Raw genomic sequence first — 24020 nt, forward strand, 5'->3', positions numbered from 1 at the left:
CGCGCGCCAGTCGGCGTCGTGAACCCGGCTGCCGGGAGGAAACGACGATGAGGGATCTCTTGAATTTCGGGCAGATGCTGTCGGCCCATGCGCGCATGTCGCCGGAGCGCACCGGTGCCCGCGATCTCGAACGTGCGATGAGCTTTGCGCTGTGGAACGAGCGCGCGTGCCGGCTCGCCAACGCGCTGCTCGGGCTCGGCCTTGCCAAGGGCGATCGCGTTGCGATCCTTGCCTACAATTGTGTCGAATGGTGCGAGATCTATGCGGCCACGGCCAAAGCCGGACTGGTGGCGCTGCCGATCAATTTCCGCCTCACCGCGCCCGAGATGCAGTTCATCGTGCAGAATGCCGAAGCGGCCGCCGTCATCGTGCAGGACGAACTCGTGGGCCTGGTCGAGGAGGCGCGCAAGGATCTCGGCATCGCCGACGACCGCTTCATCCACTTTGGCACCAAGCCGCGTCCGGCAGGCTATCGCGGCTACGAGGACATCATCGCCGCGGCTGCGGACCGCGAGCCGGATCAGCAGGTCGCGCTGTCCGATCCCTGGACCCTGATGTACACCTCGGGCACCACCGGCAAGCCGAAGGGCGTGCTGCGCAGCCATCGCAGCGCCGTCCTCCTGTCGATGGTCACCGAGATCGAGCTGAAGCTGAGCCGCAACGACGGCGCGCTGCTGGTGATGCCGATGTGCCATGCCAATTCGCTGAACTTCTTCGGCGCGTTCGGCTATATCGGCGGCGTCAATTCGATCTATTCGCGCAAGAGCTTCGATCCCGAGCACGCGGTGACGACGCTCGCCGATGGCGGCTCCACCTTCACCTCGCTGGTCCCCACGCACTACATCATGATGCTCGATCTGCCGCGAGGGGTGCGCGCGGAGCACGATTTCAGCGCGGTCACCAAGCTGATGATCTCCTCGGCGCCGGCGCGCCCCGAGACCAAGCGCGAAGTGATGGAGATGTTTCCGAAGTCCGGCCTCTACGAGCTCTACGGCGCGACCGAGACCGGCTGGGTCACCATGCTGCATCCGCACGAGCAGTTCACCAAGCTGGGTTCGGTCGGGCGCGAATGCGTCGGCGCCGCGCCGATCCGCATCCTCGACGAGGCAGGCCGCGAGGTGCCGGACGGCGAGGCGGGTGAGCTCTATTCGAGCAACGCGCACACGTTCGACTGCTACTGGCGCCTGCCGGAGAAGACCGCGGAGGCGTTCCGCGGCGACTATTGCTCGGTCGGCGACATGGCCCGCCGCGATGCCGACGGCTATATCCATCTCGCCGACCGCAAGAGCAACATGATCATCTCCGGCGGCGAGAACATCTATCCCTCCGAGGTCGAAGCGCAGGTCGGGGCCCATCCGGCCGTCAAGGACATCGCCGTGATCGGCCTGCCCGACGACAAATGGGGCGAGCGCGTCCACGCCGTGATCGTGCCGCGCGACGGCGTGACGGTGAAGGAGCACGAGCTGGTCGATTGGGCCAAGGAGCGTCTGGCCGGTTTCAAGCGGCCGCGGTCCTATGCTTTCATCACCGACGCCGAGATGCCGCGCAACGCCACCGGTAAGATCCTGCATCGCGAGCTGAAGAAGAGATTTTCGTGAGTTGGTCGCTGCAATGCGCGGCGCGTCTGATATGTAGCTGCGATGCAGGCTGTCCTCAATTCCGCTCTTCCCATCTTCGCGTTGATCCTCACGGGGTTCCTGTGCGGCTGGTTCAATGTGTTCGACCGCACCGCGACCGACAATCTGAATCGTTTCGCCGTGTACCTGGCGCTGCCTGCGCTGATCTTCACCGCGATGTCCAAGATCGGCGTCGAGCAGGTCAGCCAGTTCGGCTTCATCGGCGCGTTCTGCGGTGGCATCGCCGCGACCTTCGCGACCGGCTTCGTGATCAGCCGTCTGCGCGGCCGCCGCGCCGCCAATGCCAGCATCGAGGGGCTCGATGCCGGCTACAGCAATGTCGGCTTCATGGGCATTCCGACGTGCCTGCTGGTGTTCGGCCCGGACAGCGCGCCGGCCTCGATCATCGCCACCCTGTTCACGGCCTGTGTGCTGTTCCTGTTCGCGATCGTCGTCGTCGAGATGGATCTGCAGAAGGGCGCCACCCTGGGCGCAACGATCGCCAAGGTGGCGCGTTCGCTGCTGACAAGTCCGTTGTTCATCGCGCCCGTCGCCGGACTCGCGGTCGGCCTCAGCGGCTTCGCATTGCCGGCGCCGTTCATGAGCTTCACCAGCCTGCTCGGCGGCGCGGCCTCGCCGGCCGCTCTGGTCTGCATCGGCCTGTTCCTGGCGCAGGAGCGCGTCGTCACGCACGATGCGACATCAATCGCGATCCTGGTGTCGCTGAAGCTGCTGATGCAGCCCGCGGTGACCGCGCTGCTCGCCTTCCACGTCTTTTCGATGCCGCCTCTCTGGTCGCATTCGGCCGTCATCCTCAGCGCGTTGCCGATCGGCTCGGGGCCGTTCACGATCGCCAAACTGTATGGGCTCGAGGCGGGTGTCACGTCGGGCTCGATCCTCGTCTCGCACATCTTCGCCGTCCTCACCGTCTCGCTGCTCGTGGCCTGGCTCGCGCCGGGCTGATCGCAACTTCGTTCGCTGGAGTGGTCCGATGAAGATCTCCCCCGACAGTGCCGCCGACCTGATCGCCCGCCTGCTCAAGCGCCGCGGCGTTGCCCGCGTGTTCGCGCTGTGCGGCGGCCATATCATGCCGATCTGGATGCGGCTCGATGCCGAGGGCATCCGCATCATCGACGTGCGCGACGAGCGCGCGGCCGTGCATATGGCGCAGGCGCATGCGGAGCTGACTGGTGAGCTCGGCGTCGCCCTGGTCACGGCCGGGCCCGGCATGACCAACGCGATCACCGGCATCGCCAACGCCCACGTCTCGCGCGCGCCGGTGCTGGTGATCTCGGGCGGCAACCCGCGGCCGCAGGAGAACCGCGGCGGCCTGCAGGACATGGACCACACCCAGCTCGTGCGTTCGATCACGCGCTACGCGCGCACCGTGCGCGAGCCGTCGCTGGTGCTGCAGGAGCTCGACGAGGCGATCGCGCGCGCGTTCGGCGACGGCGGCGAGCCAGGACCTGCGTTCATCGATTTCCCGGTCGACACCTTGCGCGGCATCGTGCCCAAGGCGCTGCAACTGGAGGAGCATCTCGCGCCGAAGCCGCGGGCGGCGCCGCGGCCGGACCAGGCCGAGGTCGAGAAGGCGGTCGAGCTGTTGTGGTCGGCGCGGCGCGTGCTCGTCATCTCCGGCCGCGGCGCGCGCGGCGCCGGCCCTGAGCTGATCGCGCTGCTCAACCGGCTCGGCGCCGTCTATCTCGACACCGGCGAGAGCAGGGGGCTCGTGCCCGACGATCACCCCTCGGTGGTCGGCGCGATGCGCGGCGCTGTCATGGGCGATGCCGACGTGGTGCTGACGGTCGGCCGCCGGCTCGACTTCCAGCTCGCCTACGGCTCGCCGGCCGTGTTCAAGGACGCCAAATTCGTCCGCATCAGCGACACCGCGAGCGAGCTGCGCGACAATCGCCGCGGCGCAGCCGAAATCCTCGCATCACCTGCGGAAACTCTCCGGGCAATGGTTGCGCTCGCGGGCAATCGCGAGTCGGCTGTCGACAAGCAATGGGCCGGCAAGCTCCGCTCCGCGCATCAGGAGCGCGCGGCCAAGCTGCGCCAGAGCATGGCGACAGCGCCGGCCGGCAGCGACGGACGGTTGCATCCGAACCGCGTGCTGTCGGCCCTGCAGGAGGCGATCGGCAATGATGCCGTGGTCATCACCGACGGCGGCGATTTTCTCTCGTTCGCCCGCGTCGGCCTGAGCGCGCCGCTGATGCTCGATCCCGGCCCGTTCGGCTGCATCGGCATCGGCGTGCCCTATGGCATCGCCGCGAGCCTCGCCTTTCCCGACAAGCCCGTGGTGGTCGCGACCGGCGACGGCGCCTTCGGCTTCAACGCGATCGAGGTCGACACGGCCGTGCGCCACAAGGCGCCGGTGCTGATCGTCGTCGCCAACAACGGCGCCTGGCAGATCGAGGTGCACGACCAAACCGTGACCCATGGCAAGGTGGTCGGCACCAGGCTGCAATTCGCCGATCACGCCGCGATGGCGCGCGCCTTCGGCATGCATGCCGAGCGCGTCGAGACCGCGGAGCAACTCGGCCCCGCCATCCAGCGCGCGCTCGCGAATCGCCCGGCGCTGCTCGATGTGGTGGTGACGCCGGAAGCGGTGTCGTCGGATGCCAAGACCGGGCTCGCATGGGTGCCGGATCTGCAGCCGCTGGCGGCGTGGGACGAGGCGGAGCGCAAGTGGCGCGGCGCGTGAGGCCTCACACCTGCTGCAGCTGCCGCGGCGCGCTGAGCCACAGCGCGAGCAGGGTGCAGACTGCGCCGGACAGCAGGTAGCCGCCGGCCGAGAGCAGGCCGAGATGGGCGGCCAGCACGAGTGCCGCCAGCGGCGCGAAGCCGGCGCCGAACAGCCAGGCGAGGTCCGCCGTGAGCGCCGATGCCGTATAGCGATAGGTGCGCGCGAAATTGGCGGCGATCGCGCCGGAGGACTGGCCGAACGACAGGCCGAGCAGGATGAAGCCGAGCACCATGTAGATGGTCTCGCCGATCGGGCCGGCATCGAGCAGTTGCGGCGCGAAGCCCGAGAACACCGCGATCGCGATCGCCGAGCCGATCAGGAGCGACTTGCGGCCGATGCGGTCGGCCAGCATGCCGGACCCGACAATGGCGACGACGCCGAACACCGCGCCGACCGCCTCGATGACCAGGAAGCGCGCCGGCGTCTCCTTGGTGAACAGGAACACCCAGGACAGCGGAAACACCGTCACCATGTGGAACAGCGCGAAGCTCGCCAGCGGCGCGAACGCGCCGATCACGATGTTGCGGCCCTCGTGCCGGATCGTGGTCATGACGCGCGCCGGCTGCAATTCGCGCGACTGGAACAGCTCGTCATATTCAGGCGTCACCACCATGCGCAGCCGCGCGAACAGCGCCACGACGTTGATGGCGAACGCCACGAAGAACGGGTAGCGCCAGCCCCAGTCGAAGAAGTCGGCCGCGGAGAGATAGCCGACGAAGAAAGCGAACAGCACGCTGGCGACGATCAGCCCGAGCGGCGCGCCGAGCTGCGGGATCATCGCATACCAGCCGCGCTGGTGCTCCGGCGCATTCATGGCAAGCAGCGACGCCAGCCCGTCCCAGGCACCGCCCCAGGCGAGGCCCTGGCCGATCCGCGCCAGCGCCAGCAGCCAGATCGCGGCCGCACCGACGGTGTGATAGCTCGGCAGGAAGGCGATCGCGACCGTCGAGGTGCCCAGCAGGAACAATGCGGTGATCAGCTTGGCGCTCTTGCCGTAGCGGCGGTCGATCGCCATGAAGATCACGCTGCCGAACGGGCGGGCGATGAAGGCGAGCGCGAACAGCGCGAACGAATACAGCGTCTGCGTCAGCTCGTCGGCGAACGGAAACACGAGGCGCGGAAACACGATCACCGAGGCGATGGCGTAGACGAAGAAGTCGAAGAACTCCGACGTGCGCCCGACGATCACGCCGATCGCGATCTCGCCCGGATGCGCCTCATGCGTGCGGGAGAGATGGGTTTCGCCGTCGGCGGTCGCCGCTGCCTGTGTCATCGCGCTGCCTGCAGTCCTCTCGTACTCTATTTTCGCCACGTAATTGTCGTCCTCGGCGCCGCTCCGGTATTGGACAAATTGTCCAATACCGGCCGTGTCGTCCGATCGCTAGGTGAGGCCTCGTTCAGAGATCCGCCGTGCGACGAGGTTGAGCGTGCGTTACTGGAAATTCTTAGGCATGCTGCCGCTGGGGCTCGCGCTCGGAGGCTGCAATCTGGTCGTGCTCGCGCCCTCCGGCGACGTCGCCGCCCAGCAGCGCGATCTCGTGATCATCGCCACCGTACTGATGCTGCTGATCGTGATCCCGGTGATGGCGGCCACGGCCATGATCGCATGGCGCTACCGCCAGTCCAATAAGGCGGCGACCTACACGCCGGACTGGGACCACTCCACCCAGCTCGAGCTTCTGATCTGGGCGGCGCCGCTGCTGATCATCATCTGCCTGGGCGCGGTGACGTGGATGGGCACGCATCTGCTCGATCCCTATCGAACGCTCGGACGCATCTCCGCCGAGCGCGCGGTGACGCCGCAGGACAAGCCGCTCGAGGTCGACGTCGTCGCGCTCGATTGGAAGTGGCTGTTCATCTATCCCGAATACGGCATCGCCAGCCTCAACGAGCTCGCAGCTCCCGTGAACCGGCCGCTCGATTTCAGGATCACCTCGTCCTCGGTAATGAACTCGTTCTATATTCCGGCACTCGCCGGCCAGATCTATGCGATGCCGGGCATGCAGAGCCGGCTGCACGCCGTCATCAACAAGCCCGGCGTCTATCGCGGTTTCTCGGCCAACTACAGCGGCTCCGGCTTCTCCGGCATGCGCTTCGCTTTCCGTGGCCTGTCGGATGCGGACTTCGCCGGATGGGTCGACAAGGCCAAGGCGAGTGGGCAGGAGCTCAACAAGCAGGATTATCTTGCGCTCGAGCGTCCGAGCGCCAATGAACCGGTTCGCCACTATGCCTCGGTTGACAGCGACCTGTTCCGCGCCATCCTCAACATGTGCGTCGAGCCCGGCAAGATGTGCATGAGCGAGATGATGGCGATCGACGCGCAGGGCGGCATGGGCATGGCCGGCGTGCGCAACACGCTGCCGCTCGCCTATGACAAGTTCGCCGGCCGCGGCGCCGTGTTCGGCACCGAGCCGAGCTTCGTTGCCGGCGGCGTCTGCCTGCCGGGCGATCAGGTCACGCGGATGGCCGAGGACTCTTCGCCGACCGTGCTGGCGCCGCTGGACTGGACGCCATTGCAGGGGCGCGGGCTGGCGCGGCCCGGCCTGCTGCGGCCGTCCAAGGCATCCTTCATCACGGGGCCAACCTCAAAGTCGGATTCGTGAGGGTCCATCATGTTCGATACAGCAGAGCTCACAAAGATCATCTTCGGCCGGCTGACGCTGGAGTCGCTGCCGCTGCACGAGCCGATCATCGTCGGCACCTTCGCCATGGTCGCGCTCGGCGGTCTCGCGCTGTTTGGCGCGATCACCTATTTCCGGCTGTGGGGCTATCTCTGGAAAGAGTGGTTCACCACCGTCGACCACAAGCGCATCGGCATCATGTACATGGTGCTCGGCATCGTCATGCTGCTGCGCGGCTTCGCCGATGCGCTGATGATGCGCCTGCAGCAGGCGATCGCCTTCAATGGCTCCGAAGGCTACCTGAACTCGCACCACTATGATCAGGTGTTCACGGCGCACGGCGTGATCATGATCTTCTTCGTGGCGATGCCGCTGGTCACCGGCCTGATGAACTACGTCGTGCCGCTGCAGATCGGCGCCCGCGACGTGTCGTTCCCGTTCCTCAACAATTTCAGCTTCTGGATGACCACGTCCGGCGCCGTGCTGGTGATGTGCTCGCTGTTCGTCGGCGAGTTCGCGCGCACCGGCTGGCTGGCCTATCCGCCGCTGTCGAACCTGTCCTACAGTCCGGATGTCGGCGTCGACTATTACATCTGGGCGCTGCAGGTTGCCGGCGTGGGAACGTTGTTATCCGGCGTCAACCTGATCTGCACCATCGTCAAGATGCGCGCCCCCGGCATGACCATGATGAAGATGCCGGTCTTCACCTGGACGTCACTGTGCACCAACGTCCTGATCGTCGCCTCCTTCCCGGTGCTGACAGCGGTGCTGGCGCTGCTGTCGCTCGACCGCTACGTCGGCACCAACTTCTTTACCAATGATTTCGGCGGCGATCCGATGATGTATGTCAACCTCATCTGGATCTGGGGCCATCCCGAGGTCTACATCCTCATCCTGCCGGCGTTCGGCATCTTCTCCGAGGTGACCTCGACCTTCTCGGGCAAGCGGCTGTTCGGCTACACCTCGATGGTCTACGCCACCGTCGTCATCACCATCCTGTCCTATCTGGTCTGGCTGCACCACTTCTTCACCATGGGGTCGGGGGCCAGCGTCAACTCCTTCTTTGGCATCACCACGATGATCATCTCGATCCCGACGGGCGCGAAGATGTTCAACTGGCTGTTCACGATGTATCGCGGCCGCATCCGCTTCGAGCTGCCGATGATGTGGACGGTCGCCTTCATGCTGACCTTCGTGATCGGCGGCATGACCGGCGTGCTGCTCGCGGTGCCGCCGGCCGACTTCGTGCTGCACAACAGCCTGTTCCTGGTCGCGCATTTCCACAACGTGATCATCGGCGGCGTGCTGTTCGGCCTGTTCGCCGGCATCGCCTACTGGTTCCCGAAGGCGTTCGGCTTCAGGCTCGATCCGTTCTGGGGCAAGCTGTCGTTCTGGTTCTGGACGGTGGGCTTCTACTTTGCCTTCATGCCGCTCTATGTGCTCGGCCTGATGGGCGTGACGCGTCGCCTGCGCACCTTCGACGATCCGAGCCTGCAGATCTGGTTCGTGATCGCCGGCATCGGCGCGTTCCTGATCCTGCTGGGCATCGCGAGCTTCCTGATCCAGATCGCGGTCAGCATCCTGCGCCGCGAGCAGCTCGCCGACGTCTCCGGCGATCCCTGGAATGCGCGCACCCTGGAGTGGGCGACGTCGTCGCCGCCGCCGGCCTACAACTTCGCCTTCACGCCCGTCGTCCACGACAACGACGCATGGTGGGACATGAAGCGCCGTGGCTACACCCGTCCGCTCGCCGGCTTCAAGGCGATCCACATGCCGAGCAACACCGGCACCGGCGTGATCCTGGCAGCGCTGAGCACCACCATGGCGTTTGGCCTGATCTGGTACATGTGGTGGATGGCGGCGGGCAGCTTCGTCGCGCTGCTCGCGGTCGCGATTGGCCACACCTTCAACTATCACCGCAGCTTCCACATCCCGGCCGATGAGGTCGTCAGCGCCGAGCGTGCGCGCACCGAGCTGCTCGCGGCAGGAGCCAAGTCATGACGGTCGCGATGGGCACATTGAAGGCCGGCGAGCCGGTCTTCTACGTCGTCGACGAGCACGAGCACGCCGAAGGCAGCAGCACGATGCTCGGCTTCTGGATCTATCTGATGAGCGACTGTCTCATCTTTGCGATCCTGTTCGCCGTCTATGGCGTGCTCGGCGCCAAATATGCCGCCGGTCCGGCGCCGAAGGACCTGTTCGACCTGTCGCTGGTCGCGGTCAACACCTCGTTCCTGCTGCTGTCCTCGCTTACCTACGGCTTCGCGATGCTGTCGATGCAGCAGAATCGCGTCGGCGCGATGCAGGCCTGGCTCGTGGTGACCGGGCTGTTCGGCCTCGCCTTCCTCGGCATCGAGCTGACCGAGTTCGCGCACATGATCCATGAGGGCGCGACGCCGCAACGCAGCGCCTTTCTGTCGTCGTTCTTCACGCTCGTTGGAACCCACGGCCTGCATGTGACGTTCGGTCTGGTCTGGCTGGTCACGCTGATGGTGCAGGTCAGGACCCACGGCCTGATCGAGGCCAACCGCCGCCGGCTGGTCTGCCTCAGCATGTTCTGGCACTTCCTCGACGTGATCTGGATCGGTGTCTTCACCTTCGTTTATCTGATGGGAATGCTGCGATGAGCTCTGATGCACGCGCGCACGGCTCGGCCGACGACCATGCCGGCACGCGCTCCGGCCAGCTGATCGGCTTCGGCGCCTCCGTCGTCCTCACTGCGATTCCGTTTCTGCTGGTGATGAACGGCTCGCTCGACAGGCAGGCCACCGCGCTGATCATCATGGCGTTCGCGGCCGTGCAGGTCGTCGTTCACATGATCTTCTTCCTGCACATGAACACCAAGGCCGAGGGCGGCTGGACCATGATGGCGCTGATCTTCACCATCATCATGGTGGTGATCGCGCTCTCGGGCTCGCTCTGGGTCATGCATCACCTGACCACCAACATGATGCCGGTGCATGAGATGGGCCAGACGCCGTGATGTCGGCTCCTGCCGACGGGGCAGGGGAACGCGATGAGGCCGGCCGCGGGCGATCCGGCGCGCTGCGGCTCGCGATCGGCGCGGCGTGGGTTGCGTGCGTCGCGATTCTGCTGGCGCTGGGCGTCTGGCAGATCGAGCGGCGGGCCTGGAAACTCGACCTGATCGATCGTGTCGAGCGCCGCGTTCATGCCGAACCTGTGCCGGCGCCGGGCCCGGCGGATTGGCCGGCGATCAATCGCAGCGATGACGAGTACAAGCGGGTCACACTGAGCGGCCGCTTTCTCAACGATCGCGAGACGCTGGTGCAGGCGCTGACGGTCGAGGGCTCCGGCTATTGGGTGGTGACGCCGCTGCGGACCGTCGGCGGCACCGTGCTCGTCAATCGTGGCTTCGTGCCCGCGGATCGCCGCGCCCGCGCAAGCCGCAGCGCCGGGAACCCGGATGGCACGGTCAGCGTGACGGGATTGCTGCGGCTCTCCGAGCCGGGCGGCGGCTTCCTGCGCCACAACGATCCCGCGGGGAATCGCTGGTATTCACGTGACGTCGGGGCGATCGCGGCGGCGCGCGGTCTGTCCGACGTCGCGCCATTCTTCGTCGATGCCGATGCGACCCCGAATCCCGGCGGGCTTCCGATCGGCGGACTCACCGTGATCTCGTTTCCGAACAACCATCTGGTTTACGCGCTCACCTGGTTTACATTGGCTCTCATGCTGGCCGGCGCCGGGCTGCAGCGGCTCCGCCGCGCGCAGCGTGATCCGAAGCGCCGGCGGCGCAGGATGTGGAATGGGATCAGCGGCGGCAGGACATGGGTGGATGCGGGGTGACGTGTTGAGGGATCGAAGCTTCCCGTTCTGGCGGCGGAGACCGGACGTGGCCTCATGAGAAGCGAGGCGCCCAACCTGCCGTTCGGAGCCGTGGCCGCGATCGCCACACCCGAGATCAACGCGCCGCTGCCGACCAGGGACGCGACCAACCGCAAGAACATGGTGCTGCTGATCCAGCTGCGCTGGATCGCCGTGGTCGGCCAGATCGTCACCATCGGCTTCGTGACCACCTGGTTCGGCATCGCGCTGCCGGTGCTGCCGATGGTGGCGATCATCTGCGCGCTGGTGGCGCTCAACGTCGCCAGCCACATCTGGCTGCGCAGGCGCGACGACGTCGGCAATCGCCATTTGCTGATCGCCCTGATGCTGGACGTGGTGGCGTTGACATCGGAGCTCTATCTCACCGGCGGCGCGTCGAATCCGTTCACGTGCCTCTATCTGCTGCAGGTCACGCTGGGGGCCGTGCTGCTCGATGCGCGCTCGTCCTGGTCGCTGGTCGCACTGACGGTGCTCAGCTTCATCTGGCTCACCATCGAGTACCGCCCGCTGCAACTGCCGCAGCATCACGTCAGCGATGCCTTCACCCTGCACATCACCGGCATGTTCGTCGGCTTCGTGCTCGACGCCGTGCTGCTCGTCGTGTTCGTCACCCGGATCAACCGGAACCTGCGCGAGCGCGACGCCAAGCTCGCCGATCTGCGCCAGCACGCCGTCGAGCAGGATCACATCATCCGCATGGGCCTGCTCGCCTCAGGTGCCGCGCATGAGCTCGGGACCCCGCTGGCGTCGATCTCGGTGATCCTGAACGATTGGCGGCGCATGACCGCGATCTCTGCCGATCCGACGCTCGCGGAGGATTTCACCGAAATGGAAGCGGCGGTGCAGCGCTGCAAGTCGATCGTGACTGACATCCTGGTCTCGGCCGGCCAGGCGCGGGGCGAAGGCTCGGCGCCCACGACGTTGAAGGCGTTCCTGACGACGCTGGTCGCCGAATGGAGCGCGGCGCGCTCGGCGCGCAATCTGACGTTCCGCAACGAGTTCGGCTCGGATCCGACGATCGTCTCCGACGTCGCGCTGAAGCAGGCGATCGTCAACGTGCTCGACAACGCGTTCGAAGTCTCGCGCGAGTGGGTGGAGTTCGTCGCCGAACGGGACGGCGATCAGCTGCTGCTCAGCGTCAGCGATCGCGGGCCGGGTTTTGATCCGGCGATGCTGGGCCAGCTCGGACGTCCCTATCAGTCGAGCAAGGGCCGCCCGGGGCGCGGTCTGGGCCTGTTCCTGGTGGTCAACGTGATCCGCAAGCTGGGCGGCAGCGTTTCGGCCTGGAACCACCGGGGACGTGGGGCGACCGTACGGCTGTCGCTGCCGTTGTCGACGCTTGTGATTGGAGAGCGCGATGGCGAATGACATGTCTCTCCTGATCGTCGAGGACGATGACGGTTTTGCACGCACCCTGAAGCGCTCGTTCGAGCGGCGCGGCTACGAGGCCGTGATCGCGGCGTCGCTCGAGGACGTCGACCAGGCCGTCAAGGAGAAGACGTTCGGCTATGCCGTCGTCGATCTCAAGCTCGGCGGCGCCTCAGGCCTCGTCTGCGTCGAGAAGCTGCACGCGCATGATCCGGAGATGCTGATCGTGGTGCTCACGGGCTTTGCCAGCATCGCCACTGCGGTGGAGGCGATCAAGCTCGGCGCCTGCCATTATCTCGCCAAGCCGTCGAACACCGACGATATCGAGGAAGCGTTCCGCAAGGCGCAGGGCAATGCGCAAGTGGCGCTGGCCGAGCGTTCCACCTCGATCAAGACGCTGGAGTGGGAGCGTATCCACCAGACCCTGATCGAGACAGACTTCAACATCTCCGAAGCCGCAAGAAGGCTCGGCATGCATCGCCGGACTCTGGCGCGCAAGCTGGAGAAGCGCCCGGTGAAGTAGGATGGTCTGCTGTCGTTCGCAGCGATGGAAAGCAGCTAGTTCGGCAGAGCGTGGCAGGCTCCCTCTCCCCGTGAAGAACGGGGAGAGGGAGCGCACTACCGTCGTGGCGAGCACCTACTCTGCCGGTCGCTCATGCGCGCCTCAACCTACTCCCTCGCCAGCGCCGTTGCCGGATCGAGCCGCGAGGCGCCGCGGGCGGGCATGTAGCCGAAGCCGATGCCGATCGCCATCGACGTGACCGCGGCGCCGACCATGGCCAGCGGCGAATAGATCAGCTGGAAGCCGACGTCGAGCGCGTTGAAGACCGTGCCGAAGCCGACCGCGAGCGCCAGGCCCAGCGCACCGCCAAGCAGGCAGACCAGCACGGCCTCGATCAGGAACTGCATCAGGATGTCGCTGCGCCGCGCGCCGACCGCCATGCGCACGCCGATCTCGCCGACGCGCTCGGACACCGATACCAGCATGATGTTCATGACGCCGATGCCGCCGACCAAGAGCGAGATCACGGCGATGGCCGCCACCAGCAGGGTCAGAACCTGCGTCGTGCTCTCGACGGTCTTGCGGATGTCGTCGGTGTTGAGCACGAAGAAGTCCTTGGCGTTGTGCCGTGCCGTCAGCAGCGCCGTCGCGGCGCGCTCGGCCGCCGCCATCGGCGTCGCCTCGTCGACGCGGACGCTGATGCTGCGCAGCACCTGGTTGCCGAGGAAGCGCGCCTGCACCGTGGTGTAGGGCAGATAGACGATCGGCGTGGAGCTGGAGCCGAACCCGGCCTGCTGCTGCTTGGTGACGCCGACGACGCGGCAGGGCACCTTGCCGATCAGGATGACGCTGCCGAGCGGACTGACGTCGGAATCCGGAAACAGCGCCTTGCGCGCATTGTCGTCGATCACGGCGTCCTGGGCGTAGGATCGCACGGTGTCGGCATCGAGATAGCTGCCTTCCGCGAGCTCGGTGTTCTTGACGCGGAAATACTGCTCGCCGACGCCCGAGATCTGGGCGCTGACCTCGACGGCGCCGAACCGCAAGGTGCTGGTGGTCGAGACCGTCGGCGAGATCGCATCCACGTAAGGCTGCTCAGCCATGACCTTGGCATCCGCGAGCACCAGCGTCCTGATCTTGCTGGAACGGGTGTCGCCGAAATCCTTGCCGGGAAAGAATTCCAGCGTGTTGGTGCCGAGCCGGTTGATGTTCTCCAGCACCCGCGCCTGCGAGCCGCGGCCGAGCGCCAGCACCATGACGACGGAGGCGACGCCGATGATGATGCCGAGCATGGTGAGGAAGGCGCGCAGCCGGTGCGCATTCATGGCGAGCAGCGCCATCCGTGCCGCCTCGCGGAAGCGGTCGAGATGACTGCGCCACCATGACGGCGCCGGCGATCCGGCGTCCTCGGCCGCGGCGGCAGCCGCCGGCCCGGGCGAAAGTGGATTGGGCTTGTCCGAGATGACGCGGCCGTCCTGCAGCTCGATGATGCGGCGCGCGCGCTGCGCGACGCCGGCATCATGCGTGACGATGATGACCGTGCGGCCGGAGGCGCTGATCTCGTCGAGGATGCGCAGCACCTCCTCGCCGCTGGCGCGGTCGAGCGCACCGGTCGGCTCGTCGGCGAGGATCACGTCGGGATCGTTGACCAGCGCGCGGGCAATCGAGACGCGCTGCTGCTGCCCGCCGGAGAGCTGTCCCGGCCTGTGATCGGTGCGGCTGCCCATGCCGAGCCGCTGCAGCAGCGCCTCGGCCTTGCGGCGCCGGGCCGACGGGCCAAGCCCCGCATAGACGGCGGGCACCTCGGCATTCTCGGTGGCAGTGAGCTCGCCGAGCAAATGATAGCGCTGGAAGATGAAGCCGAAATGCTCGCGCCGCAGCGCCGCCAGCTCATCCGGATCGAGCGAGCTCATTTCACGTCCGGCGATCCGGTAGCTGCCGGACGTCGGACGGTCCAGACAGCCGAGGATGTTCATTAGCGTCGACTTGCCGGAGCCCGACTGGCCGATGATCGCCACCATCTCGCCGCGCGCGATCCGGAGGTCGACGCCGCGCAAAGCGTGGACCGTGCCTTCGCCGGACGCGTAGCACCGTCCGACATTCTGCAGGTCGATCAGGACCTCGGTCATCATGCGCCTCCGGGCGGCGGCGGCATCACGGTTTGCTTCGTGCCCTGCTCGGGCGCCGAGATCACGACCCGCTCGCCCTCGCGCAGGCCGGACTGCACCTCGGCCCTGATCTTGTTGTTGAGGCCGATCCGCACCGCGCGTTTCTCCAGCGCGCCTGCGCCATTGAGCACGCGGACGTTGTAGCTGCCGTCCGGATTGGCATTGCCCAGGGCCGACGAGGCGATCGTCAGCACGTTGCGCGCTTCGCCGAGCAGGATGTGGACCTCGGCCGTCATGTAGGTCATCAGCCGCCCCTCAGGATTGGCGACGTCGAACACGCCGTTGTAGTAGATCGCCGACGATGTGGATGATGACGACGTGCTGCTGCTGCTCGATGTCGTGGTCGAGCTCGAGGAGAAGCTCGAATCGCTCTTGATCGATTCCGGCGCCGGCTCGATCGTGCCGAGCGTGGCCTCGTAGCGGCGGTCGGGATCGCCGAGGATGGTGAAGTAGATGTTCTGTCCCGGCCGGACCCGGACGACGTCGGCCTCCGAGATTTCGACGCGCACCGTCATGGTCTCGACCTGGCCGAGCACGACGATGGTCGGCGCCGACTGCACCGCATTGACGGTCTGGCCCTGCTGGGTGACGATCGACAGCACGGTGCCGTCGATCGGGGCCGTGATCTTGGTGTAGCCGAGATTGACGCGCGCGGTTTCGATCGCGACCTCGGCCTCGACGATCTGTGCGTCCAACTGCGCGATCTGGGCCTGGGTCTGCTTCGCGGTCGCCTCGGCGCTGTCGTAGTCGGCGCGCGACGAGGCCTTCTGCGCCAGCGTGACCTGCTGCCGCGCCAGGTTCGCCTCGGCGAGCGCCAGGGTGGCGACTTTCTCGTCGCGTTGCGCCCGGACGTTGCGCAGACTCGCCTCGTTGGTGCGCAGCGTATTCTGTTGCGTCAGCGAGTCGATTTCCGCGATCAGATCGCCGGCCTTGACCTTCTGTCCCAGCTTGACGTTGAGCGCGACCAGCCGTCCCGACGCCTGGGCGCCGACCGCCACCAGCTTGACCGGTTTCAGCGTGCCGGTGGCGAGCACGGTCTGCTCGATATCGCCGAGGGTGACCGGCGCCGTCACCAGGTTGGCGTTCGGATTGCGTGTGAACCGGGTAACGAACAGGAGGGCCAGCGCGAGCGCGACGAGCAGGCTGATGATCAGCACAGCCCGGCGGCGCGGACGCTTCGGCTTCAGCACCGGCGGGACGCCGTCTTCCGTAGCGGACGGTCGGGGCATGTGGGGCAGGGGTGCGTTCATCGCCTTGACTTCGAAAGGGCTGCGGAAATTACCTGGGCGCGCCGACCTGTGCGAGATGCGGGCCGGTGCCGCCGTCGACGATTTCGGGAACCGAGCTGTCGACTGCGCCGGTCCAGCCGCCGCCGAGCGCCTTGGCCAGCGCCACGTAGTTCTTCGCCAGAGTGGCGCGACTCGCGAGCAGGCTGTCCTCGGCAGTGAATTGCGAGCGCTCGGCATCGAGCACGTCGAGGAACGTGCTGGAGCCGGTCTGGTAGAGCGAGCGCGACAGCCGTGCGGCCTCGCCATAGCGCCGCGCCGACTCGCTCAGGCTGCGGATGCGGATGCGCTCCTGGCCGAGGCTCACGATGGCGTTCTCGACGTCCTCGAGCGCGCTCAGCACCGCGCTGCGCCAGGCGACGTGGTATTCGTCGCGCTGCGCTTCCGCGACCTCGACGGCGGCCTGCAGCTTGCCGCCGTTGAAGATCGGCACCGACAGGCTCGGACCGATCGACCAGCCGATCGTCGAGCTCTTGCCGAGATCACCGAGCTTCAATGCCGTGGTCGAGACCGTGCCGGTCAGGCTGACATCCGGGTACAGCGCAGCCGTCGCCTGTCCGATCTTGGCGGTGAACTGCGCGAGCTGCCGCTCCGCCTTGCGCACATCGGGGCGCATGACCAGCACGTCGGCCGGGATGCCCTTGGGCAGCGGCAGGCGCGGCGACGGGATCGGAGTCACCAGCGACAGGCGGAGGTTCAGCGCCGTCGGGTCGCGGCCGAGCAGCACGCCGAGCCGATGCACAGCCTGCTGATAGCTGCTCTCATAGGTCGGGATGGTTGCTTCCGTGCTGGCGGCCAGCGCGCTCGCCTTGGCGGTGTCGACGGCCGAGGCCGAACCGGCATTCTGCTTGCGCTCGGTCAGCGCCGCGGTCTCGCGCTGCGAGGCCGCGGTGCGCCGCGCCAGCGCCGCGCGCGCCTGATAGGCGCGCGCATCGATGTAGTTGGAGGCGACGTCGCCGACCAGCGTCAGCAGGGTCGCGCGCAGATCGTCCTCGGCGGCGTCGACGCCGTAGCCGGCGGCTTCGACGGCGCGGCGGTTGGCGCCGAACAGATCCAGCTCCCAGCTCGAATCGAAGCCGGCCTGGTACTGGCTATAGGCGGTCGGAGCGATCGCGATGCCATTCGTGGTGCTGCCGGCGCTGCGGGTCTCCGTCGCCGTGCCGGTGCCGCTCACGGTGGGGAACAGCGCGCCGACGGCCTGGCGCTGCGTCGCCCGCGCCTCGCGGATGCGCGCCTTGGCGGCGGCGACGTCGAGATTGCCGTCGACCGCTTCGCTGATCAGCTGATCAAGCAGCCCATCGTGGAGGTTGCGCCACCACTGCGCGAGCTTCAGCGTCTGCGCCGGCTGGTTGCGGTCGCTGCTCCAACGTTGTGGCACGCCGAACTCCGGCGTCACGTAGTCGGGGCCGACGGCGCAGCCGGCGAGCAGCGGCGTGGCGAGGCAGAGTGCGAGCAGGACGGGCTTCACGGCGGCTGATACGATCGCGGTTCGACAGGAGGCCGCGCAGGCTGGTCGGCCACGCCGCAGGACTTCCCCGTTGATGTTTGTTTGATGCACAGAGCCTAGGCAGGTTAACGATTGCGCAGGGTTAAGTCGCGTGAAGAAATGTTTCCGCCTTAACAATACAGCTTACTTTCGCCACGATCGCGCGTCGCTTCGGGCTGTTCTTTTTGGCCAAAATCGACCATGTTCCGCGCATGATGTCGTCACACAATACCGTCGTGGCCGCAGACGCAAACATGCCGGCCGCCGCGCGGATCCTCTGCGTCGAGGATGATCGCGAGATCGCGGCGCTGCTCACCGAGCTCCTGCAGGAGCACGGCTTCGCGCCGCGCTTCGTGTCGTCGGCGGCCGCGATGAACGACCTCCTGCAGCGCGAGCAGGTCGACCTCATCATGCTCGACGTGATGCTGCCGGACGACGACGGCATGAGCATCTGCCGCCGCCTGCGCCAGATCTCGACGGTGCCGATCATCATGGTGACGGCGAAGGGCGAGGACATCGATCGCATCCTCGGCCTCGAGCTCGGCGCCGACGACTACGTCGTCAAGCCGTTCAATCCGCGCGAGCTGGTGGCGCGCATCCGCGCGCTGCTGCGCCGGTCGCAATTGCACCCCGCCGTGATCGCGGCGCGGCAGGCGCCGATGACCTTCGACGGCTGGCGCATCGAGCCGGCGACGCGCACGCTGTTCGATCCCGACCGCGTCAAGATCACCTTGACCAGCGCGGAGTTCGACATCCTGCTGGCGTTCTGCCGCAACGCCGGCCGCGTGCTGTCGCGCGAGCAGCTGATCGAGCTGGCGCATGGCGGGCAGGCCGGGCCGGTCGAGCGCAGCATCGACGTTCACATCAGCCGCATCCGCCAGAAGATCGAGCCCGGCGCCAGGAGCTGGACCCTGATCAAGACCGTGCGCCTCGGCGGCTACGTCTTCACGCCAAGAGTCGAGACCATTGATGACGCCTGATAGCAAGCCGTGCCCGCGCCTCGGCCTCACCACGCAGATCGTGACCCTGGCGTCGCTGTCGGTGCTGTTCGGCATGGTGCTGATGATCGCGGCGGCGCTGCTGTTTCTCGATCCGCCCGATGAGCAGGAATCGCCGGCCTACGGCATCGCGCGCGTCGCCGAGGCGGTGCACTTCGTCCGCGCCGCGAACGACCCCGTGGCTGTCGAGAGCAGCCTGTCGAGCCTGCGCAGCTCCGGCATCCAGGTCGAGCTGGTGCCGCTGAGCTCGCTGACGCTGCTCGCCAAGCCGGTCAGGGACGTGCCATGGACCTCGCGGCTGGCGCGCCGCCAGCTCAGCGTGCTGCGCGATGTCACCTTGCTCCACGGCGTCGGCTATGGCGCGGCGCCGCCGACCCAGATCATCGTCCAGGTCGACGGCGAGCGCGCGCTGGTGTTCGACGACGTGCCGCGGCTCGAATTCTGGTCGATGGTGCTGAAGCCGGCGGCGGTGTTCCTGTTCCTCATCCTGATCCTGGGCGTGCTGCTGTCGATCTACGCGGCGCGGGCGATCATCCGGCCGCTGTCGGAGATGGCGCGCGCGGCCGCCGCGTTCGGCCGCTCGCCGGGTGCGCAGGAGCCGCTGAGCCGGCGTGGCCCGCGGGAGATCGCCCAGGTCGCCGAGGCGCTGAACGAGATGCAGGCGCGCATCCGCGCGCTGCTCGACGACCGCACGCGGATGCTGGCGGCGATCAGCCACGACCTGCGGACGCCGCTGACGCGGCTTCGGCTGCGCTCGGAGCGCATCGCCCAGGGCGAGATGCGCGGCGCGATGCTGCGTGACATCGACCAGGTCAGTCGTATGCTCGACGAGACGCTGGACTATCTGCGCGACGACACCAAGGCCGAGCAGCCGGCGCGGATCGAGCTGTCGAGCCTGCTCGAGACGATCTGCTGCGACTTCGCCGATGTCGGCCACGCCGTCAGCTTCGATGGACCGTCGCGGCTGGTCTGCGAGGGCCGGGCCCGGGCGCTGTCGCGCGCCGTCACCAACGTGGTCGAGAACGCCGTCAAGCACGGCAGCGAGGTCGTGGTCAGCCTGTCGACCCTGGCCGACGGCATGATCGCGATCGAGGTCGCCGATGACGGTCCCGGCATTCCGCAGGCGCTGCAGGCGCGCGCGCTGGAGCCATTCGTCAAGCTCGACCAGGCGCGCTCCGCCGGCGGCTTCGGCCTTGGCCTGTCGATCGCGCAGGAGATCATGAAGAAGCATGACGGTGGCATCGCGCTGATGCCCAACGCGCCGCGCGGCCTGCGGGTGCGGCTGTCGCTGCCGCTGCGCGTCGCGATGCCCGCGGCGATCCCCGCCAAGGTGGCGTAGCAGGCGCCACGCGCCGGAAACCCCGCCGGCGCTGATCCCGGCGGGGCCTTTGCGCTTGCCGACGTCGAGGGATGGCGATCAGCTCACGCGCTTCCAGGTCTGGCCGCCGCAGAACAGGCCGCCGAAGGCGCAACCCTGGACCCGCAGCGTGTTCGGATTCTTCAGCACGACGGTGGAGTCGTAGTTGCCACCGCCGTCCGGATCGTGGATGCGGCCGACCCACTTGCTGTTCTTCGGCTTCATGTTGATCAGGATCTTCTCGCGCGTCTTCTCGGCAAAGCCGCAGATGTTGGCGCCGCACGGCTCGATCACGACGTTGCCCTTGCCGCCCTCGGTGGCCCACAGGCCGAGCGGCGAGTTCGGATCGGCTGCCGGCACCGGAGCCGGCTGAACTGCGGCAGGCGCCGCGGCAACCGTGACCGGCGCGGGTGCTGGCGCCGGCTGTGGAGCAGGCGCGGTCGTAGCGACCGGAGCCGGCGGCACCGGCATCTGCACCGTCGTGGATGGCGCGGCGGCAGCGGGCGCTGCGGGGGCCGGCTCGGCCGCGGCTGGCGTGGCGGCGACGGGCGTCGGCGCGTTGACGACCGGCGGAGCCGCCACGGGCGCCGCTGCGGCCGGAGCGCCGGTCGCAGGCGCGCCGCTCGCCTGCGCATCGTCATCGTCGAGCTTGGAGGATTTCAGCCCGCTGAGGTCGATGCCGGACACCTGCAGGCAGGACAGTGACTGGCAGTTGCGCGGCACGGTGACGCGGATCTTGTGCCCGTCGAAATTGAACGCGATCGAGCTGCCGGCCTGCGCGGCGCTGCTCGCGATCAGAACGGCTGCTGCGGCCAGATACACGGTCTTCATGAATGAGCTCCCTCGGACGGCGTCGTGAACCTGGGGGAACTCTTAGACGCGGGCGACCGCGCGATCTGTGACGAGGGTCACAGCCGGAGAGCCGAAGAGACGATGGGGCCGGGGCCGCACGCGGCCCGCCAATTGATCGATCGGATCGCGGCGATCAGATCATCCCGACGATGATCGCGCCGACAAATGCAAACACGACATACGTGACCACCATGCTCAGCCGATCGGCAAGGCTCATGGGACGGCTCCCGTTTTCGCATCGCTCGCGCACCTGGCGTGCGCTGGCTCTTGACGCCTGCGCTCCGCAGAGCGCGCGCCACACATACAAGATCGGCATCGGCAAAAAAGACAGCGCGGCTGTCGCTTCCCCGTAAAACGACTGCCTTTCACGTCGCGATGGTTTGCGTGCCGTAAAGGGACGGCATTGACAGGTCCTTAAGCAAATTGCCGCAAACCTCTGCATATGACGCGCGGAGTTCGTTTGTATCTCGTCGGCTCCATCGTCCTTGTCTCGCTTGCGGGTTGCGGCCGTGGATTTTTCCAGGAGCGCGAGCCGTGGCGGGCCGAGGCCGAGATCGCCTGCCTGAAATCGGGCGCGGTGAAGGAGAGCGCGGACATCGTCCGCATCGACCCGATCACCGGCCCCGGCATGTGCGGCGCCGACTATCCGCTGAAGGTGGCGGCGCTCGGCGAATCGACCGCGAGCTATGGCTTCGCCGACGAAAGCCTGCGTCCGCCGGCCGCGATCGGCGGCCAGCCGCGCTGGCCGATCAACCCGCCGCCGCAACGCTATGCCCCGCCTGCAACCTATCAGCCGCAGGCCGCGCCGCAGCCGGCATATCCGTCGTCGAACGCGGCCTATCCTGGTCCGGCATCGCCGTCCTACGGCGCCCCGCCCGGCGCGCCGCTGCAACTCGAGCCACCGGCCGGCGAGGACGACGTCGACCAGCCGGCCGACGCGTCCTATCCCGCCGCGCCCTATCGCGGGCAGCCTGCCGGGCGCACCGCCTATCCGCAGCAGGAAGCACCGCCGCGGCTCGGACCGTCGCGCGATCCGGTCGGCACCGTCGGCCCCGTCGCGGTGAAGCCGACCGCGACGCTCGCCTGTCCGATCGTCTCGGCGCTGGACCGCTGGATCGCTGAATCGGTGCAGCCGGCGGCGCAGCGCTGGTTCGGCACCAAGGTCGTCGAGATCAAGCAGATCTCGGCCTATTCCTGCCGCGGCATGAACGGCAATCCGAGTGCGCACATCTCGGAGCACGCCTTCGGCAACGCGCTCGACATCTCCGCCTTCATGCTCGCCGACGGTCGCCGCATCACCGTCAAGGACGGCTGGATCGGCCTGCCGGAGGAGCAGGGCTTTCTGCGCGATGTCCAGGGCGGCGCGTGCCAGCAGTTCACCACGGTGCTGGCGCCGGGCTCCAACGTCTATCACTACGACCACATCCATGTGGACCTGATGCGCCGCGCCAGCCGCCGCCTGATCTGTCAGCCGGCCGCGCAATCCGGCGAGGCGGTGGCGGCGCGCGCGCAGCAGCGGCGCTACGGCTACGGCCAGCGCGGGCCGGACGTCACCAGCTCGATCCCGCCGCGCAAGCAAGCCAAGTCGATTGGTCAGTTGATCAACGAGGAAGACGAATTCCGGGACGATTGAGTGGCAATGGCGAATAGCGCGTCGCATCTCCCGGCCCGACCATCTCCTCACTCTTTGCCATTCGCTTCGCGCTGTGCGCGGCTGTGGATTTCTTTCGCCGTCAGCCGCGCCTGAAGGCGCTCTGTCCCGCCCCGAAACGGAAATGCCGATGTCGCGCGCTGCGCATTAGGAGTCCGTTGACCAGTTTTGCCGTCCGCCATTGGCCGACACTAGACCTGCCACAGTCGCCAGGAACAAGGCGCGCGGGGTTCTGGTTGCTGCCGGATTGGGAGAGGCGGAGATGGCATCGTATCGCATCAAGGCGATTGGGGCGGGCTTCGAGGTCGGCACCGCCGAGCAGGCTGTGCTGGTCTGCCGCTCGCTGAAGACCGCACGCCGCGCCGTCGCCGATGCGCAGCGCCTGGAGCGGATGCCGCCGAAGCCGATCCCCTGGCGTGTGCCGCCGGAGCCGGCGACCGCCGCTGGCGGCGCGGACGATGCCGCGCGCAGCGAGGACAAGGACATCGAGATTCCCGTCGTGTCGGATGGCCCGCCTCTGTGCTGCTGACTGGATCATGATGCGATTCCACGGAATCGCATCATGATCTCATCTCCTTGTTTGAGCATGATCTCCGCGCAAACGCCTTCGGCGTTTGTCGCGAGGGAAAACCGGTTTCCACTTTTCCGGATCATGCTCTAACCGGCGCGGAAGCGGCAGAAATGGAACTGCTGCGTCGTGCCCCACGGCGTGCGATGCGCCTCGGTGCAACTGTTCTCGAGCGTGAAGGCAGGACCCAGCGTTGCGGCCAGGCTGTGGGCGTCGTAGCGCACGATCGGCAGCCCGCTGCACTTCTCCGGACCATCGGGCGCGAACGTGCCGATGATGACGGCCCCGCCGGGCACCACCGCCGCGCGCAGGCGGTCGACATAGGCGGCGCGGTCTTCAGGTGCGGTGAGAAAATGGAAGGCGGCCCGATCGTGCCAGACGTCGTAGCGCGCGTCCGGCGTCCAGGTGGTGACGTCGGACGCGATCCACGTCACCCCGGCCGCCGCGGCGCCGAGCCGGCCGCGCGCCGTCGCCAGTGCCGCGTCGGAGATGTCGAGCACGGCGAGCGCGCCGTAGCCGGCCGCGAGCAGCGCATCGACCAGCCGCGAGGCGCCGCCGCCGATATCGATGATCCGCGACGCCGCCGTCGCACCGGCCTCGCGGATCATCCGCAGCGACGTCGCCGGATCGTCCTGGTACCAACTCACCTCGGTCTCGGACTTGGTGGTGTAGACGTTCTGCCAATGGCTGGCGCGGTCGGGCATGGTATGGCCGTTTGGTGCAGAGGAGGCTCATCCTATCATGAGTTCGCAATATCGTCGCAGGCTGCGAATGCTGCACGAAGAAATCCGAGCGGTCTGAGATGTAACGCAGGCTCTTGCGGCGAGGACGGTGGGCTCCCTCTCCCCGTTCTTTACGGGGAGAGGGTTGGGGTGAGGGGCAGACGCACGGGAAGCGCAGGTGGATAGACCTGTACCCCCCTCACCCGGATTGCATCTGACGGATGCAATCCGAC

General features: G+C 67.2%; 20 protein-coding genes. 14 read left to right on the plus strand and 6 right to left on the minus strand.

Annotation, left to right across the window (positions count from 1 at the left end; genetic code table 11):
* Nucleotides 1-47: 47 nt before the first annotated feature.
* From ACQR1D_RS20560 to ACQR1D_RS20570, 3 genes are read left to right on the plus strand one after another with little or no spacing between them, the layout of a single operon-like run.
* A complete protein-coding gene (locus ACQR1D_RS20560) occupies nt 48-1598 on the plus strand; it encodes an AMP-binding protein (protein ID WP_434839326.1) in 1551 nt (516 codons plus the stop codon).
* A gap of 42 nt (nt 1599-1640) precedes the next feature.
* Nucleotides 1641-2579: an AEC family transporter gene (locus ACQR1D_RS20565; protein ID WP_434839325.1), complete on the plus strand. Its 939-nt coding sequence runs from the start codon at nt 1641-1643 to the stop codon at nt 2577-2579.
* Between the two features lie 28 nt (nt 2580-2607).
* Entirely contained in the window at nt 2608-4320 is a 1713-nt protein-coding gene (locus tag ACQR1D_RS20570; protein WP_434839324.1) for a thiamine pyrophosphate-binding protein, read from the plus strand.
* A gap of 4 nt (nt 4321-4324) precedes the next feature.
* Here the strand turns inward: ACQR1D_RS20570 and ACQR1D_RS20575 are convergent, their stop codons facing one another.
* Nucleotides 4325-5635: an MFS transporter gene (locus ACQR1D_RS20575; RefSeq protein ID WP_434839323.1), complete on the minus strand. Its 1311-nt coding sequence runs from the start codon at nt 5633-5635 to the stop codon at nt 4325-4327.
* A 154-nt stretch (nt 5636-5789) separates the two neighbouring features.
* Between ACQR1D_RS20575 and cyoA the strand changes: the two genes are divergently transcribed.
* Genes cyoA through ACQR1D_RS20610 form a run of 7 tightly spaced genes read left to right on the plus strand, consistent with a single transcriptional unit; the run spans nt 5790 to nt 12720 of the window.
* Complete coding sequence (gene cyoA / locus ACQR1D_RS20580) at nt 5790-6965, plus strand: ubiquinol oxidase subunit II (RefSeq protein WP_316236929.1); 1176 nt, start codon at nt 5790-5792, stop codon at nt 6963-6965.
* 9 nt (nt 6966-6974) lie between these two features.
* Nucleotides 6975-8984, plus strand: coding sequence for a cytochrome o ubiquinol oxidase subunit I (gene cyoB, locus ACQR1D_RS20585; RefSeq protein ID WP_316217749.1), 2010 nt, complete (start codon nt 6975-6977; stop codon nt 8982-8984).
* Nucleotides 8981-9610 carry a cytochrome o ubiquinol oxidase subunit III gene (gene cyoC / locus ACQR1D_RS20590; RefSeq protein WP_434839322.1) on the plus strand — a complete coding sequence of 210 codons (630 nt, stop codon included), beginning with the start codon at nt 8981-8983 and terminating at the stop codon, nt 9608-9610. The genes cyoB and cyoC overlap by 4 nt, the downstream gene beginning before the upstream one ends.
* Nucleotides 9607-9966 (plus strand): cytochrome o ubiquinol oxidase subunit IV, encoded by a 360-nt coding sequence (cyoD, locus tag ACQR1D_RS20595; protein ID WP_434839321.1) that lies wholly within the window; start codon nt 9607-9609, stop codon nt 9964-9966. The genes cyoC and cyoD overlap by 4 nt, the downstream gene beginning before the upstream one ends.
* Entirely contained in the window at nt 9966-10790 is an 825-nt protein-coding gene (locus ACQR1D_RS20600; protein ID WP_434839320.1) for an SURF1 family protein, read from the plus strand. The genes cyoD and ACQR1D_RS20600 overlap by 1 nt, the downstream gene beginning before the upstream one ends.
* Before the next feature lie 54 nt (nt 10791-10844).
* Complete coding sequence (locus ACQR1D_RS20605; RefSeq protein ID WP_315802090.1) at nt 10845-12197, plus strand: ATP-binding protein; 1353 nt, start codon at nt 10845-10847, stop codon at nt 12195-12197.
* The gene (locus ACQR1D_RS20610) at nt 12187-12720 is read left to right on the plus strand and encodes a response regulator transcription factor (RefSeq protein WP_315802091.1); all 534 of its coding nucleotides are present in this window, start codon (nt 12187-12189) and stop codon (nt 12718-12720) included. The genes ACQR1D_RS20605 and ACQR1D_RS20610 overlap by 11 nt, the downstream gene beginning before the upstream one ends.
* 146 nt (nt 12721-12866) lie before the next feature.
* On the opposite strand, the gene ACQR1D_RS20615 is transcribed toward ACQR1D_RS20610, so the two are convergent.
* From ACQR1D_RS20615 to ACQR1D_RS20625, 3 genes are read right to left on the minus strand one after another with little or no spacing between them, the layout of a single operon-like run.
* Entirely contained in the window at nt 12867-14828 is a 1962-nt protein-coding gene (locus ACQR1D_RS20615) for a MacB family efflux pump subunit (protein WP_434839440.1), read from the minus strand.
* The gene (locus ACQR1D_RS20620; RefSeq protein WP_316236933.1) at nt 14828-16117 is read right to left on the minus strand and encodes an efflux RND transporter periplasmic adaptor subunit; all 1290 of its coding nucleotides are present in this window, start codon (nt 16115-16117) and stop codon (nt 14828-14830) included. The genes ACQR1D_RS20615 and ACQR1D_RS20620 overlap by 1 nt, the downstream gene beginning before the upstream one ends.
* A 28-nt stretch (nt 16118-16145) precedes the next feature.
* Complete coding sequence (locus ACQR1D_RS20625) at nt 16146-17621, minus strand: efflux transporter outer membrane subunit (RefSeq protein WP_434839319.1); 1476 nt, start codon at nt 17619-17621, stop codon at nt 16146-16148.
* A gap of 230 nt (nt 17622-17851) precedes the next feature.
* On the opposite strand from ACQR1D_RS20625, the gene ACQR1D_RS20630 reads away from it, so the two are divergent.
* Nucleotides 17852-18619, plus strand: coding sequence for a response regulator (locus tag ACQR1D_RS20630; RefSeq protein ID WP_315802094.1), 768 nt, complete (start codon nt 17852-17854; stop codon nt 18617-18619).
* Nucleotides 18609-19976, plus strand: a complete 1368-nt coding sequence (locus ACQR1D_RS20635; RefSeq protein ID WP_316217742.1) for an ATP-binding protein — start codon at nt 18609-18611, stop codon at nt 19974-19976. Before ACQR1D_RS20630 ends, ACQR1D_RS20635 begins: the two co-directional genes overlap by 11 nt.
* 78 nt (nt 19977-20054) lie before the next feature.
* On the opposite strand, the gene ACQR1D_RS20640 is transcribed toward ACQR1D_RS20635, so the two are convergent.
* Entirely contained in the window at nt 20055-20825 is a 771-nt protein-coding gene (locus ACQR1D_RS20640) for a DUF2147 domain-containing protein (protein ID WP_434839318.1), read from the minus strand.
* 463 nt (nt 20826-21288) lie between these two features.
* Between ACQR1D_RS20640 and ACQR1D_RS20645 the strand changes: the two genes are divergently transcribed.
* Together ACQR1D_RS20645 and ACQR1D_RS20650 are read left to right on the plus strand one after the other, a co-directional pair.
* A complete protein-coding gene (locus ACQR1D_RS20645) occupies nt 21289-22479 on the plus strand; it encodes an extensin family protein (protein ID WP_316217741.1) in 1191 nt (396 codons plus the stop codon).
* Nucleotides 22480-22759: 280 nt separating this feature from the next.
* Nucleotides 22760-23026, plus strand: coding sequence for a hypothetical protein (locus ACQR1D_RS20650; RefSeq protein WP_315802098.1), 267 nt, complete (start codon nt 22760-22762; stop codon nt 23024-23026).
* Nucleotides 23027-23154: 128 nt separating this feature from the next.
* On the opposite strand, the gene ACQR1D_RS20655 is transcribed toward ACQR1D_RS20650, so the two are convergent.
* On the minus strand, nt 23155-23769 hold the full coding sequence (locus tag ACQR1D_RS20655) for a class I SAM-dependent methyltransferase (RefSeq protein ID WP_434839317.1): 615 nt from the start codon (nt 23767-23769) through the stop codon (nt 23155-23157).
* Nucleotides 23770-24020 lie beyond the last annotated feature (251 nt).

Origin of the sequence: Bradyrhizobium sp. HKCCYLRH2047, assembly GCF_051168175.1 — a bacterium.
Lineage (GTDB): Bacteria > Pseudomonadota > Alphaproteobacteria > Rhizobiales > Xanthobacteraceae > Bradyrhizobium.

Excerpts from the sequence above, each read along its gene's own strand:
- ACQR1D_RS20560 (WP_434839326.1), top strand. The coding sequence starts at position 48 with ATGAGGGATCTCTTGAATTTCGGGCAGATGCTGTCGGCCCATGCGCGC.
- ACQR1D_RS20565 (WP_434839325.1), top strand. The coding sequence starts at position 1,641 with ATGCAGGCTGTCCTCAATTCCGCTCTTCCCATCTTCGCGTTGATCCTC.
- ACQR1D_RS20570 (WP_434839324.1), top strand. The coding sequence starts at position 2,608 with ATGAAGATCTCCCCCGACAGTGCCGCCGACCTGATCGCCCGCCTGCTC.
- ACQR1D_RS20575 (WP_434839323.1), bottom strand. The coding sequence starts at position 5,635 with ATGACACAGGCAGCGGCGACCGCCGACGGCGAAACCCATCTCTCCCGC.
- cyoB (WP_316217749.1), top strand. The coding sequence starts at position 6,975 with ATGTTCGATACAGCAGAGCTCACAAAGATCATCTTCGGCCGGCTGACG.
- cyoC (WP_434839322.1), top strand. The coding sequence starts at position 8,981 with ATGACGGTCGCGATGGGCACATTGAAGGCCGGCGAGCCGGTCTTCTAC.
- cyoD (WP_434839321.1), top strand. The coding sequence starts at position 9,607 with ATGAGCTCTGATGCACGCGCGCACGGCTCGGCCGACGACCATGCCGGC.
- ACQR1D_RS20600 (WP_434839320.1), top strand. The coding sequence starts at position 9,966 with ATGTCGGCTCCTGCCGACGGGGCAGGGGAACGCGATGAGGCCGGCCGC.
- ACQR1D_RS20605 (WP_315802090.1), top strand. The coding sequence starts at position 10,845 with ATGAGAAGCGAGGCGCCCAACCTGCCGTTCGGAGCCGTGGCCGCGATC.
- ACQR1D_RS20610 (WP_315802091.1), top strand. The coding sequence starts at position 12,187 with ATGGCGAATGACATGTCTCTCCTGATCGTCGAGGACGATGACGGTTTT.
- ACQR1D_RS20615 (WP_434839440.1), bottom strand. The coding sequence starts at position 14,828 with ATGACCGAGGTCCTGATCGACCTGCAGAATGTCGGACGGTGCTACGCG.
- ACQR1D_RS20620 (WP_316236933.1), bottom strand. The coding sequence starts at position 16,117 with ATGAACGCACCCCTGCCCCACATGCCCCGACCGTCCGCTACGGAAGAC.
- ACQR1D_RS20630 (WP_315802094.1), top strand. The coding sequence starts at position 17,852 with ATGATGTCGTCACACAATACCGTCGTGGCCGCAGACGCAAACATGCCG.
- ACQR1D_RS20635 (WP_316217742.1), top strand. The coding sequence starts at position 18,609 with ATGACGCCTGATAGCAAGCCGTGCCCGCGCCTCGGCCTCACCACGCAG.
- ACQR1D_RS20640 (WP_434839318.1), bottom strand. The coding sequence starts at position 20,825 with ATGAAGACCGTGTATCTGGCCGCAGCAGCCGTTCTGATCGCGAGCAGC.
- ACQR1D_RS20645 (WP_316217741.1), top strand. The coding sequence starts at position 21,289 with ATGACGCGCGGAGTTCGTTTGTATCTCGTCGGCTCCATCGTCCTTGTC.
- ACQR1D_RS20650 (WP_315802098.1), top strand. The coding sequence starts at position 22,760 with ATGGCATCGTATCGCATCAAGGCGATTGGGGCGGGCTTCGAGGTCGGC.
- ACQR1D_RS20655 (WP_434839317.1), bottom strand. The coding sequence starts at position 23,769 with ATGCCCGACCGCGCCAGCCATTGGCAGAACGTCTACACCACCAAGTCC.